The 15,579-nt window shown below is 68.7% G+C and carries 12 protein-coding genes; all 12 read right to left on the bottom strand.

The window, feature by feature from the left end; genetic code table 11:
* Positions 1–59: 59 nt before the first annotated feature.
* The 12 genes from tssG to tssJ all read right to left on the bottom strand — a co-directional run bounded on the left by tssG (position 60) and on the right by tssJ (position 15,521).
* Positions 60–1,172 carry a type VI secretion system baseplate subunit TssG gene (gene tssG, locus ACGHC0_RS07980; RefSeq protein ID WP_415267876.1) on the bottom strand — a complete coding sequence of 371 codons (1,113 nt, stop codon included), beginning with the start codon at positions 1,170–1,172 and terminating at the stop codon, positions 60–62.
* Complete coding sequence (tssF, locus tag ACGHC0_RS07975) at positions 1,169–3,043, bottom strand: type VI secretion system baseplate subunit TssF (RefSeq protein ID WP_415267875.1); 1,875 nt, start codon at positions 3,041–3,043, stop codon at positions 1,169–1,171. The genes tssG and tssF overlap by 4 nt, the downstream gene beginning before the upstream one ends.
* Positions 3,044–3,116: 73 nt before the next feature.
* Entirely contained in the window at positions 3,117–3,638 is a 522-nt protein-coding gene (tssE, locus tag ACGHC0_RS07970) for a type VI secretion system baseplate subunit TssE (protein ID WP_368354713.1), read from the bottom strand.
* A 16-nt stretch (positions 3,639–3,654) separates the two neighbouring features.
* Complete coding sequence (locus ACGHC0_RS07965) at positions 3,655–4,443, bottom strand: type VI secretion system accessory protein TagJ (protein ID WP_368354712.1); 789 nt, start codon at positions 4,441–4,443, stop codon at positions 3,655–3,657.
* A 124-nt stretch (positions 4,444–4,567) separates the two neighbouring features.
* A complete protein-coding gene (gene tssC / locus ACGHC0_RS07960) occupies positions 4,568–6,067 on the bottom strand; it encodes a type VI secretion system contractile sheath large subunit (RefSeq protein WP_013593960.1) in 1,500 nt (499 codons plus the stop codon).
* Positions 6,068–6,080: 13 nt separating this feature from the next.
* The gene (gene tssB / locus ACGHC0_RS07955) at positions 6,081–6,629 is read right to left on the bottom strand and encodes a type VI secretion system contractile sheath small subunit (protein WP_013593959.1); all 549 of its coding nucleotides are present in this window, start codon (positions 6,627–6,629) and stop codon (positions 6,081–6,083) included.
* 160 nt (positions 6,630–6,789) lie between these two features.
* A complete protein-coding gene (tssA, locus tag ACGHC0_RS07950) occupies positions 6,790–7,830 on the bottom strand; it encodes a type VI secretion system protein TssA (RefSeq protein WP_415267874.1) in 1,041 nt (346 codons plus the stop codon).
* 45 nt (positions 7,831–7,875) lie between these two features.
* Positions 7,876–8,589, bottom strand: a complete 714-nt coding sequence (gene tagF / locus ACGHC0_RS07945; RefSeq protein ID WP_368354709.1) for a type VI secretion system-associated protein TagF — start codon at positions 8,587–8,589, stop codon at positions 7,876–7,878.
* Complete coding sequence (gene tssM / locus ACGHC0_RS07940) at positions 8,571–12,203, bottom strand: type VI secretion system membrane subunit TssM (protein ID WP_415267873.1); 3,633 nt, start codon at positions 12,201–12,203, stop codon at positions 8,571–8,573. The genes tagF and tssM overlap by 19 nt, the downstream gene beginning before the upstream one ends.
* A 3-nt stretch (positions 12,204–12,206) precedes the next feature.
* Positions 12,207–13,559 (bottom strand): DotU family type VI secretion system protein, encoded by a 1,353-nt coding sequence (locus ACGHC0_RS07935; protein WP_368355603.1) that lies wholly within the window; start codon positions 13,557–13,559, stop codon positions 12,207–12,209.
* Positions 13,560–13,573: 14 nt separating this feature from the next.
* The gene (tssK, locus tag ACGHC0_RS07930; RefSeq protein WP_415267872.1) at positions 13,574–14,908 is read right to left on the bottom strand and encodes a type VI secretion system baseplate subunit TssK; all 1,335 of its coding nucleotides are present in this window, start codon (positions 14,906–14,908) and stop codon (positions 13,574–13,576) included.
* A gap of 46 nt (positions 14,909–14,954) precedes the next feature.
* Positions 14,955–15,521, bottom strand: a complete 567-nt coding sequence (gene tssJ / locus ACGHC0_RS07925; RefSeq protein ID WP_368354706.1) for a type VI secretion system lipoprotein TssJ — start codon at positions 15,519–15,521, stop codon at positions 14,955–14,957.
* Positions 15,522–15,579: the final 58 nt, after the last annotated feature.

Below are 15,579 nucleotides of genomic sequence, written 5' to 3'. Positions count from 1 at the left end.
ATGGAAATGGAAATCGGTGAAGGGATCAACAGGAGGGAAACGGGCAGCGGTGCCGCACGCTAGTGCGCCTCGGCCGCCGGGACGGGCCCGGCCCGCGCCCCCGCGCCGGCATCCGCGGAGGCTCGCCTGCGCGACGCCAGCCACAGTTCGGGATCGAGCCGGAAATCGTCCGGATCGCGCTGTGCAGGGCCGGAGAACGACCACGTCGTCCATCCCAGCCGGACGCTGCCGCCGAGCTGGCAGGGCGGGACATCCTCGCGGCGCAGGATCAGCTCGTAATCCCAGGCGAACTCGATGCCGACGTAGTTGCGCACCCAGTCCACCAGCGCCCGGAAGTCTTCGCCGCCCTGCAGGAAGCGCTCGTACTGCGCGAGCGGCAGCGGGCCGATGCGCAGCCGGAACTTGCCCTGCGCGTCGGGCACGCGGCTGCCCACCACCGTGTCCACGCCCAGGCGCGCGTTGCGCGGCACGCGCGACAGCGTGGTCTGCTGCTCCGGGTCCAGCTCCAGGTAATGCAGCGTGAACTCGACCAGCTCCACCGGCACTTCGAAGAAGATCCGCAGGGCCGACACCAGGCCTTCGGGATTGCGCGTCCAGCGCGTCCAGTGGCCCGCCAGGTACTGCTTGGCATGGTCCGGCACGGTGTCGCGGTCGCGCTGCGACGCCTCGCCATAGCCGATCAGGCTGCGCAGGTGGCGCCCGAACAGGTCGTTGTCCGGGCGGTCGAGCGAGGTCACCGGCTGCGCATCGGACCACGCCCGGAAGAACAGCAGCAGCAGCCGGTGGTGGAAGATGTCCGAGAAGCGCGCGATCGTCGGGTCGTCGTGCTGACGCAGCCGCTCGCGCACGTACTCGGTCAGGTGCGTGGGCAGCGGCCCGTTGGGACCGTACAGGCCGAAGTTCCAGACCGTGAGGCGCTCGGGCTGGCCCGCGGTGGCCGGCAGCACTTCCGCGAGGGTCGCGGGCGCGAAGGCCAGCGACGGATCCTGGCCCAGGCGCAGCGGCTCGTCCCGAGGCCGCAGGGCCTTGCCGAAGCGCGGATGGCCGCGGCTTCGCGCCTGCAGCACGCGCAGCGCGAAGAACAGGTCGAACGGATGCGGATCGCGCCGCAGCCGCTGCCAGAACCCCGAGGCATCCAGGCCGGCCTCCGGCGCGGGCGCGTGGTCGCTCATGCCGCGGGCCTCTGGCCGGGACGCACCTTCCAGCGCGCGATCGCGCCCCGCTGCCGCGACCGCAGCGACAGTTCGGTATAGCTGTTGACGCCCACGTGCCGGGCGAAGAAGCGCTCCAGGATCGACGCGAGGGGCCAGGGACTCACGCCCGCGAGCGGCCCTTCGTCCACCCCCAGGGTGATGCCCACGCCGCGGCCATAGACCAGTTGCCCGTGTTGCGGCAGCCGGCGCGTGACCGGCGCGATTTCCAGCGAGCGGATCGCTGCGATCTGGCCGGACAGGTCGCGGTCCCCGTGGTCGATGTAGAGCCGCAGCAGATCGCGCAGCGTCGCTGCGCCCTCTTCCTCCGACAGGTCGCTCATCGCCAGGTAGTTGAGCGACAGGTGCGATATCAGCCGCCACGTCATCTCGTTTTCCGCGATGCTGGCCGTGGGCCGCGTCGGGCCGGCCACCGTGCGCACCGAGGCCACGGGCGCGGATTCCACCAGGGTGAAGTCGCTCTGCTCGCCCTTGCCCCCCATGAGCAGCGGCAGGTCGCGGTTGGTGCACAGCACCCGCACGCTGAGCTGCTTGAGATCGTCCGCGAACGGCGCCGCGCGCTGGTCCACCAGCGAGATGAACACCTCGCTGCCCAGGTATTGCGTACGCGGCCCGAAGCGCGTCGCATGTTCCGAGAAGAGGCGTGGCTCCCTGCGCACGGCGAAATAGGCCTGTTCGCTCGCCCGCAGGCCGTGCACCGATGCGAAGAACGGCACGAAATCCTGGTCCTTGAGCTGGCCTTCGCGGTGACCCGTCACCGCCAGGACGGAGTAGACCTCGAAGTCGCGCGGCCGCGTCCGGTCCGGCACCACGTGGTATTCGTTGACGCCCGGGGACACATGGATGCGGTCGGCCGGACGCTCGAACAGGTTGATCGCCGGCACGCAGTGCAGCAGGAACTTGTGGCGGTCCACCTGCGCCTCCAGCGAAGGCTGTGCGCGCCGCAGCAGGAGCGTGATCCCGACCTGGGCGCCCGGCACGCGGTCGAGCGCTTCCCGCAGGCCCCGGATCGAGAAAAAGCGGAACCGCGCAGGGAACGCGAAATACTCGTGCAGCAGACGGTGCCCCTGGAATGCCCGGTGGGTGTAGGGCAGCAGGGCCTGGGACTGCTCGTACCCCTCCGGCTGCACGGACTCCGCCGGCAGCTGGGCCCAGACCTTGGAGGCGTCCTGCGGGTCGTGGACGATCACGCCCATGACGGACTCGTGGATCAGTTCCTGCAGGTGCGACGCCACGGCATCTCCCGCGGAGATGTGCAGATCGAGCCGGTCCATGCGCAGGTTGCGCCACTGCGCGGCGCCGCGCACCGATAGCGTGAAACGCAGGTGCCCCGCGGCCTCTTCCGCCAGGCCGAAGCGCGACAGCGGCAGATCCAGCGGCGGCCCTCCCAGGCGGGCCTGCAGCAGATCGATGGGCCAGAGCGTGACCGCATGCCCGGTGCGGAAGTCGCACGGCGTCTGGTCTTCCGCGGTCTTGCGCCCGCGGATCACGCTGCCGGCCTCCAGGGTGTAGCCCTCGATCAGGCTGCCTTCCGTGCCGCTCGGCTCCATCTGGACGACCACCATCGACGGCGTGGGGGCCAGGTAGTGGGGGCAGACCATCTCCAGGATGCGCTGGGAGAGGCGCGGAAACTCCGCGTCCATCTTCATCTGGATGCGCGCCGTGAGGAAGCTGAAGCCCTCGAGCAGCCGCTCCACGTACGGATCGGCCACCTCCAGCTCGCGCAGCGACAGCCGCCCGGCGACCTTCGGGAAGGCGGCAGCGAACTCCGCGCCCAGTTCGCGCAGGTAGCTCAGCTCCCGGTTGTAGTACTCGACCAGCCGCGGATTCATGTCAGAAAAGCTCCAGGCCGCGCCACCGCGGCCGTCAGGCGGGCCCGCCCGGGGCGGCCCATTGCACGCAGCCTCACCGCTGCTCGGACACGGACACCTGCCCGGTCTCCAGGTCGAGGCTGGTCTTGAGCAGCAGCTCCAGCGGATAGGGCGAGGACCAGAACTGGCAACGGATTTCGAACTGCAGGGTGTTGTGGTGGTTGAACAGCTTGCTGGAGGGCGCCAGCGCCACGCTCAGGGTATGGGGCAGGATGCGGGGCTCGTGCTGGAGGATCGACTTCAGGATGGCCGCTTCCACGTCCTTCCAGTCCAGCTCCGACAGCAACTGGCCGGCCAGCGGCTTCATGCCGAAGTTCAGCACCGACCGCTCGGCGTGGGGCAGGCCCTCGAAATCGATGTGCGACGACGCGTCCGACGCGTTCAGCAGCCAGTTCAGGTCGCGCAGCAACGCCTGCCGCAGGCGCGCCTCGGTCACATAGACCGCCTCGGCCCGCTCCGTGCGCCGGGAGGGCTCGTGGTCGGTCAGCCGGTCCAGCAGCGCCGGCTGCAGCCGGTCCTTGCCATGCCCGTACTTCTCCCTGCCCTGCGTCGCCATGGCCTGCGCGCTCCGGTCAGTGGGACAGCTTCACCCGGCGCACGTCGAGCAGCGCGGCGTCGCCCTGGTCCGTGGCCCATACGCGCTGGCCCCAGCCCGTCGCCTGGTCGTCTCCCAGCTCTCGCCATTCGGTGGCCCGTGCCAGCCGGATCTCGTCGCGCTCCGCGGTCTCCGAGCCCGGATAGCGCGTGGGGATGAAGCCATGCATCACGCCGCCGTTCCGGAGCGTGACCTCGCAGGCCGACCAGACCAGATCGCGCAGGTCCTGCGGCTTCTCGAAGGCGATCTGCGACACGCTGGAGAACGGCACCCAGTAGTAGCTGCCGTTGGCATACAACTCGCAGACCGGGCCCAGGCGTGCGTCGGAATCGGCGATCCACTCGAACGCCTCGCCGTCGATTTCGCCGGCCGACGCCGGTGCCTGTTCGAACGCGGCGGCGCGCAGTTCCGCGGCCTGGCTTGCGCGGCCCTCGGCCAGGCACTGCAGGCCTTCCACCATCCATCCGAGCCATTCCGGAGGCTCGCCGACGATGTTGGGTGTGCGCTTGCCCGCGAACACGTCGCGGCGCGCGACCTCGCACAGGATCACCTCGCGGTAGGCACGCGCCATGGCTTCCGCCTTGCGGTCCAGCTGCGCGCAGATCTGCAGCTGGTCCAGCGCCTTCTGCCACTCGCCGTACACCGCCAGGACCTGGAAATAGAACACCCGCAGCGACGCATCCTGCGGCTTGGCCCGGATCGCGTCCTTGAGCTCGGCCAGCTGGCGGTCCAGCGGGCGCTTGAAATCGAAATTCATGGATTGCATGCGGTGGTCCGCAAAAATAGTTATGGGTTCTCCGCTGGCGGGGAACCGGCGGCAGGGGCGCGCCCTGCCACGCCGCCCTGCCGCCCAGCGGGCGCGGCAGCAGGCTGCCGCACGCCCCGGTGGGTCAGTTGCCCGCCTGCTTCACCGACGGCAGCTTCGACACCAGCCGCAGGGACACGGTCAGGCCTTCGAGCTGGTAGTGCGGGCGCAGGAAGAACTTGGACGTGTAGTAGCCCGGATTGCCTTCCACTTCCGCCACCTGCACCTCGGCCGCGGCCAGCGGCTTGCGGGCCTTGGTCTCCTGCGAGGAGTTGGCCGGGTCGCCGTCCACGTAGTTCATGATCCAGTCGTTGAGCCAGCGCTCCATGTCGGAGCGTTCCTTGAACGAGCCGATCTTGTCGCGCACGATGCACTTGAGGTAGTGCGCGAAGCGGCAGCACGCGAACATGTAGGGCAGGCGCGCCGACAGGTTGGCGTTGGCCGTGGCGTCCGGATCATAGTATTCGGCCGGCTTGTGCAGCGACTGCGCGCCGATGAAGGCCGCCACGTCGGAATTCTTGCGGTGCACCAGCGGCATGAAGCCGTTCTTGGCCAGTTCGGCCTCGCGCCGGTCGCTGATGGCGATCTCGGTCGGGCACTTCATGTCCACGCCACCGTCGTCCGTCGGGAAGGTGTGCGCCGGCAGGTTGTCCACCGCGCCGCCGGACTCCACCCCGCGGATCGAGGTGCACCAGCCGTAGTACTTGAACGAGCGGTTGATGTTCACGGCCATCGCATAGGCGGAGTTGGCCCACGCGTACTTGCTGTGGTCGCCTCCGGCCGTTTCCTCCTCGAAGTCGAACTCGTCCACCGGGTTCGTCTTGGCGCCGTACGGCAGGCGCGCGAGGAAGCGCGGCATGGCAAGGCCGATGTACTTCGAATCGTCGGAATCGCGCAGGCTGCGCCACGCGGCGTACTCGGTGTTGGTGAAGATCTTGGTCAGGTCACGGGGATTGGCCAGCTCCTGCCAGGAATCCATCTGCATCATCGCGGGAGACGCGCCGGCGATGAACGGGCAGTGGGCGGCAGCGGACACCTTCGCCATCTCGCCGAGCAGTTCCACGTCGGGCGGGCTGTGGTCGAAATAGTAGTCGCCCACCAGGCACCCGAACGGCTCGCCGCCGAACTGGCCGTATTCCTCTTCGTACACCTTCTTGAAGATGGGGCTCTGGTCCCAGCCCACGCCCTTGAAGCGGCGCATGTTCCGGTGCAGTTCCTTCTTGGAGATGTTCATCACGCGGATCTTGAGCAGCTCGTCCACCTCGGTGTTGTGGACCAGGTGGTGCAGGCCGCGCCAGGCACCCTCGAGCTGCTGGAACTCGCTGTGGTGGATGATCAGGTTGATCTGCTCGGAGAGCTTGCGGTCGATCTCGGCGATGATGGCCTGGACGGTCTGGTAGGCGTCGTCGGACAGCGTGGACGAAGCGGCCAGGGCCTGCTGCGCCAGCGTCTGCACGGCCGATTCGACCGCCTCGCGCGCCTGGTCGGTCTTGGGCTTGAATTCCTTCTGCAGCAGCGAGGTGAATTCGCTGCCTTCGAGCGTCTGGGTGCCCTGCACCGCGTCCAGAGAGGTCGTCGTGTTCATGCGGCTGTCCCTTTCACTGAGCGTCGTCGGTCTTCTCGGTCACGCCGCCGGCAGGCCGGTTGGGCATCGCGGCCAGCGACTTGAGCAGCGCCGGGTCCTTCAGCACCTTGCCGATCAGTTCCTCGGCGCCCTGCTTGCCGTCCATGTACGACAGCAGGTTGTGCAGCTGGGTCCGGGCTTCCAGCAGGGAGTTGAGGGCGCCCACCTTGCGCGCGATGGAGGCGGGGGAGAAGTCGTCCATGCTCTCGAACGTCAGGTCGATGTGCAGGCGGCCGTCGCCCGTCAGCGTGTTGGGCACGTTGAAGGAAGCACGCGGCTTGATCGACTTCATGCGGGCATCGAAGTTGTCGATATCGATGTCGAGGAACTTGCGGTCCGCGATCTCCGGCAGGGGGTCCACCGGCTTGCCCGAGAGGTCCGCCATCACGCCCATGACGAAGGGAATCTGCACCTTCTTCTCGGAGCCGTAGATCTCGACGTCGTACTCGATCTGCACGCGCGGGGCGCGGTTGCGGGCAATGAACTTCTGACCGCTCTTGCCGGTCTTGCTTAAGGTCACCATAGTGAATCTTCTCTCTCGTAAGGCTAAAAACAGAGATCGGCCGGCCTTCACCGCCTGTGCGGGCGCACGGCGGGCCCTCCACCACCTCTTCCGGCAGCGTGCCTGCTGAACAAGTATCCAGCCGGCAACAAAATACCGCTGTTACATTTCGTTTTCCAAATCAGGACGACGGGTTTTGCCCTCCCGTGATCGTCTCGACCTGGCCCACGCTGTCGGGGGACAGTTCGCGCAGGATCTCGAGGAAGCTCAGGCCCATCAGCCTGGCCGCCCGGCGGATCAGCAGCGGTGCGGGATTGGTGGGCTCCGTGCGCTCCAGGAACTCGGCCACCAGCAGCAGCTGCGCCAGCGCGTCGTCGCGGGTCCGCAACCCTGCCGGCCGGGCGGCCACCCCGGCGGGCTCGCCAGCCGCGACAGCCCCCGCCGTGACGGCGACGGACCCGGAAGCGACTCCATCCTCCGGCGCCGCCGCGGCGGCGTCGGCCACCCCGATGGGCGCATGCGGCACCAGGTCGTTCAGTACCACCAGCAGCGACTGGAACTGCTCCAGGTCCGGCACCTGCGCGCTTTCCAGCCGGTCGCGGAACGTCGTCTGCAGGCTGCGCAACGCTTCGCTGGCCGTGCTCCAGGCGCGCAGGGACTCGTCGCCCTGCTGCCACGCCTGCGCCAGCGCCACCCGGAGTTGATCCAGCGATATGCGCGCGCCGCCTTCGGCAGCGGTGCCGCGCGCCACCGCCTCTGCATCGCGCACGCTGATCGAGCCGCCGGGCAGCCGCACGAAATCCTGCTGGCGGAGATCGCGCAGCAGGCCGGTGATCTCGTTCAGCGACGACACGGCATTCATGCGCATGAAGTAGTCGCCGTCCTCGGGCAGCGGGTGCAGGTCGTCCCAGTACCGCGCGAACATCCCGGCCATCAGCTGCACGCCCTGGGACATGCCGCGCACGCCCTGGATGTTGGTCAGCGCCCGGCACAGCAGGGCCGCGACGCGCGCGTCCTTCGTGCGCACGAGCAGTGCGCGGGCGCGGCGCTCCACATCCCGCCAGTCCGGCGGCTCGGCGGGAATCACCATCTCCCCGAACTGCTGCTCCGGCTTGCCGGTGGCCGCGGTCTCCAGGGCCAGGAACTCCGCGTCGTAGGTCAGGTCCTGGCCGCAGGGTGGCATGTCCGCGGCAGGTTCAAGAAGCTCTTCGATGTCGATCATGATGGAGTGGTCGGTCCAGTGCGCCCCGCGCCACGTTGCGGGGCACTATGCATTCGGGCCTCCGCCGAAAAGACGCAGGAACAGGCTTTCGTTGGGGTCGCCCCAGTGCTCGCAGCTGCGGCCCCCGGCTCCGGGCGGATGGGACCACCAGAAGCTGGCGGCCTGCCCAGCACGCAGGATGTCGCGCCCGCGGGAAAACATCGCCTCGCCACGGCCGGCAGCCCCGCCCATGCCGAGGTCGGAGAGGATGCCCGCCATGTCGGCGCCCTGCCCCTTGCCGTCCGCCGCGGTGGCGGTGAAAGGCCATGGCAACCGGGAGAGACGGCTGTCGAGCGCATCCGCCGGCAGGGCCAGCCTGCGTGCCTCGATGACGGCATCGCAGGCCTCCGAGAAGAACTGTCCGAGCACGCCATCGGCGGCCAGCGACTGCCGGCCGCTCTCGCCCACCGCCATCACGGTGAGCGGATAGCAGCGCCCCACGCGGTCGATGCTGGGCGCGAGCACGCCGCACGAGGGCGCGGCCCCCTTGCTGCCGCTGGCCACGAAGGACCACAGCGGCGCCTGCGTGAACGTGCGCTCCCAGTCGCCATGCGCGGTGGACCGGAGGTGCCCCAGGCCGTGGCTCAGCCACTCGTCCCAGGCGCCGCTCATGGCCCGCGGCATGCGCCGGCCCACGAAGTCCCCCTGGCCGGGCAGCTTCCCGAACCAGGCCACGCGCGGCTGCGCGCGGGACCACGGCATCAGAGATTGCCAGGACACGCGAATTCCTCCATGGCCTTGAGACGGAACGGGTTGAGCACGCTGCCCGTGGTGACCTCGAAGCGCAGCTTGCGCCCGCCGATATCGAAGGCAGCGACGAAGCGCTCGGGCGTGCTGCCCGGCAGGATCTGGGCCTTGTCGAAGAAACGGTGCACCGCCCAGGGACCCTCGGTCACCAGGCCGGTGTTCTCGGCGCCGCCCCCGGTGAGCTGCAGGCGCACCTGGCCCGTGCCCCGGGTACCGGGCCAGGTCATCGACTTCGGGATCTGCGGGCCGTGCTGGTAGCGCAGCACCTCGCCATCGATGTCCAGCACCATCTGCGAGATGGAGGCGTCCATCTCCAGCGGCTTGATGTCCATGCGGATGGACGGAACCTTGCCGCCCGCCCGGAAATACACGTCGCGGATGGTCGCGGCGCGCTGGAACGACGCCAGCGCGGCCGATCCGCCGACCGGCGTTCCATCGACGCCCTGGCGGAAGCGCCAGGGCGTGGCGGAGATGTCCACCATCGGCTGCAGCGTGTTGCGGAAGAACTCGTCCATCATGCCGCCCGGCGAGAACAGGCTGGCGAAGTCATCGCTCGTCACGTCGCTGGACGATCCCTTGGTGAAGGGATAGCGCCCGCCGATCGCGCGGCGGCAGAACGTCCCGATCGTGGCATTGAGGTTGCTGCCCACGGTCGCGCGCACATCGCGGCCGACCAGCGCCGACGTGGACGATGCCAGGTCCTCGTACATGGTGTTGAGCGGCGGCGGCACGCGCTTGGCCTCCATGCGGACGCGCTCCAGGGCCGGCGACAGCGACGCGGGGACGGTGCCGCCGGCACTGATCTGCTGGCGCGCGGACGAGATGACCGCGGCCGCCTCGTTGAGCACCTGCAGGCTGGCGGTGATGGGCGCGGGGCCCGACCCATTGGAGGCGGCGAGGCGGCGGTATTCGCGGAAGCGGAAATCCACCAGGTCGGCTTCCAGGTTGCTGCTGGTGGCCGCGAGCCCGCCGACGTTCACCCGCTTGCCGGTCAGGCGGCTGAGCTGCTCCTGCTCTTCCTTGATGCGGTTGATCTTCTCGCCCAGCCAGCTGCTCGTGCTGCTGCCCCCGGCACCGGGCTTCTGTCCCAGCGTGGTTTCCTTGGCCACCGCGCGGATGAATTGCTCCAGGCTGGAATTGGCAGACGAATACAGCCGCGCCTGCTCGCCGGCCTGGTCGAGCGACGCCATCTGCACGGGCCGCACATCGGCGAGGAAGTCCTCCCAGACCTTGGCGTATTCCATGAGGTAGAGGCGCTTGACCTCCTGCGCGAGCTGGCCGGTCATGACCTCGTTGGCCACGCTGCGCTGCCCCTGGGCCTTGCCCAGCACCCAGGTCTCCTCCTGCGCCAGCAGCGTGGTCACCTTGGGCAGTTCGTGCGAGAACACGCCGTAGTAGCCGTCATAGGTGAAGAGCCCCGAGATCCCCTGAGTGAGCGGCTTGCCGCTGCGCCGGGTGAAGACCTGCGGGGCCTCGGGACCGGCCGCGCGCACCAGCGTGAAATCCGGCGGCAGCGCGGTGCCCGTGGTCAGCAGCTGCTTGAGCCGGCTGTACGCCCGCTGCGCGGGCGACAGCTGCGCCAGGCGCTGGCGCACTTCGTCCACCAGCGGCTGGTCGATCGGGATCGGCGACACCAGGGCGCGGTCTTCCATGAGCCGGTCGAGGTGATGCGCCAGCTGGTCCAGCATGCCCGACTGCACCAGCGCCGGAGGCAGCGTGGACTCCCATTCGTTGAGCATCCAGGCCTTGACCACGCGGGGGTTGAAGCGCTCCGGATCGTAGAGCATCAGGTAGACCTTGAGCGCCTCGTAGCTGGCCTCCGGATTGGCCGTCGAAGCCTGCTGCAGCGAATTGCGCAGGTGCCGGGCCAGGCGGGGCAGCCACGCATCCTCCAGCAGGCGCATGTAGGTCGCATCGGCCGCGGTCTGCACCTTGGGCACCTGCAGCAGCCCGTAGCGCCAGCTGAGCGGCGGCGAATCGCCGGAGTAGCGCTGGCTGGTCGCCAGGGATTCGGCGTGGTTGAGCAGCGGCAGCAGCGCCACCATGTTCTCGGGATCCGCGTCGCGCGACTCCTCCACCGCCTGCTTGAGCGTGGGCACCTTCGCGGCCACCTCGTCCAGGTACTTCTGGTTGTTGCCGTGGCTGATCGTCCAGGCGATGGTGGCGCCCGCCAGCCCCGCCGCGAGGGCGAAGAATCCGGCGGCCTGCAGCAGCCGCAGCTGGCGCTCCTTCTTGGCATTGCGCCCCGTCAGCCCGGCCTCGTTGAAGATGACCCCCTTGAGCAGGGTCTCGATGAAGTAGCTCTTGCCCGCGCGCCCTTCCCCGGCCAGGTTGGACGGAGGCGACACCGAAAAGCGCCGCGACAGGGCCGACAGCACCCGGTCGAACGGCATGCCTTCCTGGGTGCCGCTGGTGAAATAGACGCCGCGGAACAGCGGCTTCTCCTTGAACCGCGAGGAGGCGAAGATCGTGGAGAGCGTCTGCTGGACCACGTCCCGCAGCCCGACGAACTGCTGCGGCAGGCCGTAGATCTGGCCGCGCCGCGCCAGGTCGGGCTCGGCCAGCAGCCGCTGCGGCAGCAACCGGTTGATCTGGTCGGCCAGGCCGTCGAATTCCTTGCGGAACTGCAGCCCCGGATCTTCCTGAGCCTGCCCTTCCACATAGGGATTGGTGAAGCCCCAGACCTGGGCCCGCTCCTCGCGGGTCATGTTCCCGAAGAACTCGTTGAAGCCCGCCAGCAGGTCGGTCTTGGTGACCAGCACGTACACCGGGAACTTGATGGACAGGCCCTCGCACAGCTCGGCCAGGCGCAGGCCGATCAGCCGGGCCAGGCGCTCGCGCTCCGCATCGCCGCCGCTCAGCAGCTCCTGCACACTGAGCGTGACCAGCACGCCGTTGATGGGCTGGCGGCCGCGGAAGCGCCGCAGCAGGTTCAGGAAGCCCGACCATGCGGCACTGTCCTGGGCCGCATCGCTTTCCTGCGTGGTGTAGCGGCCGGCGGTGTCCAGCAGCACGGCCTGGTCGGTGAACCACCAGTCGCAGTTGCGCGTGCCGCCTACGCCGCGGATCGACGCCTTGCCGAACTGGGCGGCCAGCGGGAAGTCGAGGCCCGAATTGACCAGCGCCGTGGTCTTGCCCGAACCCGGCGAGCCGATGATGAGGTACCAGGGCAGTTGGTAGACATAGCGCCGGGACAGGCGGCCGAACCATCCCTGCTCCGTCTGACCGAAGCGGGTCTTGCCCAGGACATCGACCGCTTCCTTGAAGCGCTTCTCGAGCTCGGCCACCTCCTCCTTGCCGGGGCCGGCCTCGGGAGTGGACGCATCCGACGCCCCGATGCGGGCCAGCTGGCCCAGCAGGCGCGCGTTCATCTCCTTGGCGCGCCACCACCGGATGAACAGCCGCAGGAACCAGATGCCGAACAGCGCGGCGATGATCCAGCCGCGCACCGCCTCGCTTTCGAGAGGCTGGTAGGGCTTGATATAGACCAGCGGACCGACGAACCAGATCAGCAGGCTGAGCAGCACCAGTCCGCACAGCACCAGCGTGAACCGGTTGAAGAAGAAAGAAAAGATCTTGCGCAGCATGTTTTAGTTCTTCGGTGTGCCGGGAGCGGGCGTGCCGGCCGCAGCCGGGCCGGGAGTCAGCTGCAGCTCGGCATCGCGGGCCTGGGGCGGAACCAGCAGCACGATCTCCACCCGCCGGTTCAGCGCCCGGCCCTCCGGCGTGCTGTTGGGGGCGATCGGGTCGCTCTCGGCACGGCCTTCGGCCTTCACCCGGGAGCCGTCGGTGATGGTCCTCTGCAGCATGGCCGCGACCGCCTGCGCGCGCTCCTGCGACAGGTGCCAGTTCGACGGGAAGCGTGCCGTGCGGATCGGCTGGTTGTCGGAATATCCGTTCACCACCACCTTGCCGGACACCTCATTGAGCGCGGACGCGACGCGCTGGATCACCGCGACATAGCGCGGCTTGACCTCGGTGGAAGCCGGCTCGAACAGGCCGTCCCCGCGCAGGGTCACGGTGCTGCGGTCCGCCTGGTCGTTCACCTCGACCAGGCCTTCGCGGATCTCGGGCTCCAGGAACTGGCGCAGGCGCGGCTTCGGCGGCGCCACGGCCACCACGGAGGGCATCTTCGGCAACCGGATCGCATTGATCGCTGCGAACAGCTCGTCCGAGCGCGATGCCAGCCGGTAGTTGAACCAGAGGAAGATCAGGAAGGCGATGAGCAGGGTCAGCGCGGCCGCCACCCAGAACGGCACCAGGCTCCAGGGCGGCACCGCAGCGCGCTGCACGCCGCGCCAGTGCAGGGACAGCGCTCCACTGCGGTCCCCGCGGGTGCTCTCGATCACCTGCAGCAGCCGGGCCTTCAGGCTCTCCAGCTGGCTGCGCCCGTTGTCGATGACGTGATAGCGCCCCTCGAAACCGAGCGTCAGGCAGAAGTACATGAGCTCGATGAGGTCGATGTGCTGGTGGGGCGTCTGGACCAGCTTGGACAGCAGCTGGAAGAACTTCTCCCCGCCCCAGGTCTCGTTGTGCAGCGCCACGAGCAGGCTGTACTGTGGCCACACGCCCGAACCGCCCCAGGGCGTCTGGGCCGCCGCCTCGTCGATCGCGGTGCAGATGCAGTAGCGCGCGCCGATGATGGTTTCCATCGGCACGCCGGCGCCGCCCGCCCGGCTCTCGAAATGCCGGATGCATTCGAGCAGGTAGTGCTGGAATGCCGCGGGATCGGGGTTGGTCGCCATGCGGCGGATCTGCGGGATGAGGTTCAGCAGGGTATTGGCCGCGGCCACGAGCGGATTGCCGCCGCTCACGACGTCGGGCAGGCCCGAGGGCTTGGCGCCGGACTCGGAACCCGTGCCGCCGGGCGGCGCGGACACGGGCACGGCCCCGGCGGGCTGGCCCGGATGGCCGGAGGCGAAAACGTTGACGGAGTTCTGCATGGACATGTCCGCTTTCAGCGCCGTATGGCCCACATTTCGAGCTGCAGCTCAGGAAAGCCCCCCGAGACGTGCAGTGCCAGGCCACCCGAGTTCTGCAGCTGGCGCCACAGGTCGTGCCCGGTGTCCAGCTCGAAGTAGGAATAGCCTGCGTGGTAGGGAATCTCGCGCGGAGCGACAGGCAGCGAACGCAGCGGCACGCCGGGCAGGTGCAGGTTCACGAGGTCGCGGATGCGCTCCACCGGCCCCATCTTGATCTGCGTGGGGAAATGCGCCCGCAGGAACTCCACGGCGGTCTGTGCGTGCACGGCCAGCACGAAATCGCAGCTGGTGAGCAGTTCCGTGCTGGGGATGAGCGCCACATGCACGCCGTACTGGCGTTCCTGCAGCTCGATCTGGATCGCGTTCTGCTCCAGCACCGAGGACAAGCCCCGGCGCAACTCGAGCATCAGCGGCAGGAAACAGCTGCGCAGATCGTCGTGGTCATAGGTCGGCATGGCCGCCGGCCGGCGCTGTTCGCGGGTGAACGTCGCCAGTTCGCCGGCCATCTTGAGCAGATCGTCGAACAGCCGCTCGGGATGGATGGCCCGCACGCGGACCCAGTGCTCCACCGCCGGCTCCCAGCGGTTCAAAAACTGCAACATCAGGAAATCGCCGACCTCGCCCACGCCGCCGCGCCCGGGCTGGCTCAGCCGCTCTTCCAGCGCCGCTCCCCGCTGCCGCAGCAGGCCGAAGAGCTCGCGGCAGAACGTGGCCAGTCCCGACATCTCCGAGTTGTTGACCACGGTGGGAATGAAGGATGGATCCAGCAGCAGGGATCCATCCGCCCGGCGCTCCACCACCTGGGCCACGGGCAGGCTCACCCACCCGTCGGTGACATCCTGCGCAGCGCGCAGCGACAGCTGGATGTTCCCGATCTGCACCTCGGCCGCCTGCGCACCCATGTCGTTGGCATCCTGCACCTCCGCGACCTCGGCCGCATAGCGCACCGACGCGCCGCCGGGCGCGCCCAGCGTCACCTCCGCGCCCGCCCGGCGCCGCATCGGCAGGGCCAGGTGGATGACTGTGTCCTTGACATCCTTGCCGATCGCCAGCGCGGCGGGGGCCTGGTCGTGGTGCGGGAAGCTGAACGGCGTTCCGTCCGGCAGCACGCCCTCTCCGGACAGCAGGCCCAGCTTGCCCAGCCCGAGGAGCTCGGTGTCGAGCGCCAGCTTGGAAAACCCCCAGAAGAAGAACTGCGCCGGCAATGTGCGGGACTGCACGAGGAAATCGGTATAGCGGTCCTGTTGCTGGAAATGCTGCGGGCGAAGGAACATCCCTTCGGCCCAGACGACCTTGCGCTGCCAAACCATGGTGGATTTCGGGCTTTCTTTGTGTTGTCGTTCGTCGATGCCTGGATTAACGAGCGGGAGCGGGGGCGGGAGCGGTCTGGATCTTCACCGCGTCCTTGCCCACCGTGATGCTGTACTGCACGGGCTTGAGCCGCTCGGTCTCGCCCAGGCCCCACCAGCGGCGGCGCATTTCGACGGAATTGGGAGCGCCGGCAGTCGCGCGCCAGGTGCTGCGCTCCAGGTCGCGGTAGCCTGCGAACACCGCGAAGGTGCGGACGTCCGCACTGCCCTTGCGCTCGATCGTGCGCCGCTCGCCCGGCTGCAGCAGGATTTCCTCGCGACGCACGAAATCGGCCCCCAGCTGGGCTTCGTCCTTGTCCTGCAGGTCCAGGTAGCTGGCCCGGTCGAAGGCCGCTGCCGCGCGCAGTTCGTAGATCCTCAGCAGGATGGGCTTGGGCGTGCCGTGGATATCGGGATTGACGCCGGGGTCCGCGACGATCTCGAAGACGGCCGGCGGCACGGCCGTGGGGGCCTCCTGCGGACGGTTCAGGTTGCTGATCATGCCGCAGCCGCCCAGCAGCCATGCCGCCACCGCGGCCGCGAGCCCCGCCCTGACGAATCCCTTCCGTGCCATCGCTTCCCGATGCATATCCGACTCCTTAGGTTCCGGTGAAAACGCCACATCCGCCCTG

This window comes from Acidovorax sacchari, assembly GCF_042847045.1.
Classification (GTDB): Bacteria; Pseudomonadota; Gammaproteobacteria; order Burkholderiales; family Burkholderiaceae_C; genus Paracidovorax; species Paracidovorax sacchari.
This window is presented reverse-complemented; position numbering and strand designations above follow the sequence as displayed.

Coding starts and splice junctions, on each gene's coding strand:
- ACGHC0_RS07935 (WP_368355603.1), bottom strand. CDS start 13,559: ATGCAGAACTCCGTCAACGTTTTCGCCTCCGGCCATCCGGGCCAGCCC.
- tssA (WP_415267874.1), bottom strand. CDS start 7,830: ATGATCGACATCGAAGAGCTTCTTGAACCTGCCGCGGACATGCCACCC.
- tssB (WP_013593959.1), bottom strand. CDS start 6,629: ATGGTGACCTTAAGCAAGACCGGCAAGAGCGGTCAGAAGTTCATTGCC.
- tssE (WP_368354713.1), bottom strand. CDS start 3,638: ATGGCGACGCAGGGCAGGGAGAAGTACGGGCATGGCAAGGACCGGCTG.
- tssF (WP_415267875.1), bottom strand. CDS start 3,043: ATGAATCCGCGGCTGGTCGAGTACTACAACCGGGAGCTGAGCTACCTG.
- tssJ (WP_368354706.1), bottom strand. CDS start 15,521: ATGGCACGGAAGGGATTCGTCAGGGCGGGGCTCGCGGCCGCGGTGGCG.
- ACGHC0_RS07965 (WP_368354712.1), bottom strand. CDS start 4,443: ATGCAATCCATGAATTTCGATTTCAAGCGCCCGCTGGACCGCCAGCTG.
- tssM (WP_415267873.1), bottom strand. CDS start 12,203: ATGCTGCGCAAGATCTTTTCTTTCTTCTTCAACCGGTTCACGCTGGTG.
- tssG (WP_415267876.1), bottom strand. CDS start 1,172: ATGAGCGACCACGCGCCCGCGCCGGAGGCCGGCCTGGATGCCTCGGGG.
- tssK (WP_415267872.1), bottom strand. CDS start 14,908: ATGGTTTGGCAGCGCAAGGTCGTCTGGGCCGAAGGGATGTTCCTTCGC.
- tssC (WP_013593960.1), bottom strand. CDS start 6,067: ATGAACACGACGACCTCTCTGGACGCGGTGCAGGGCACCCAGACGCTC.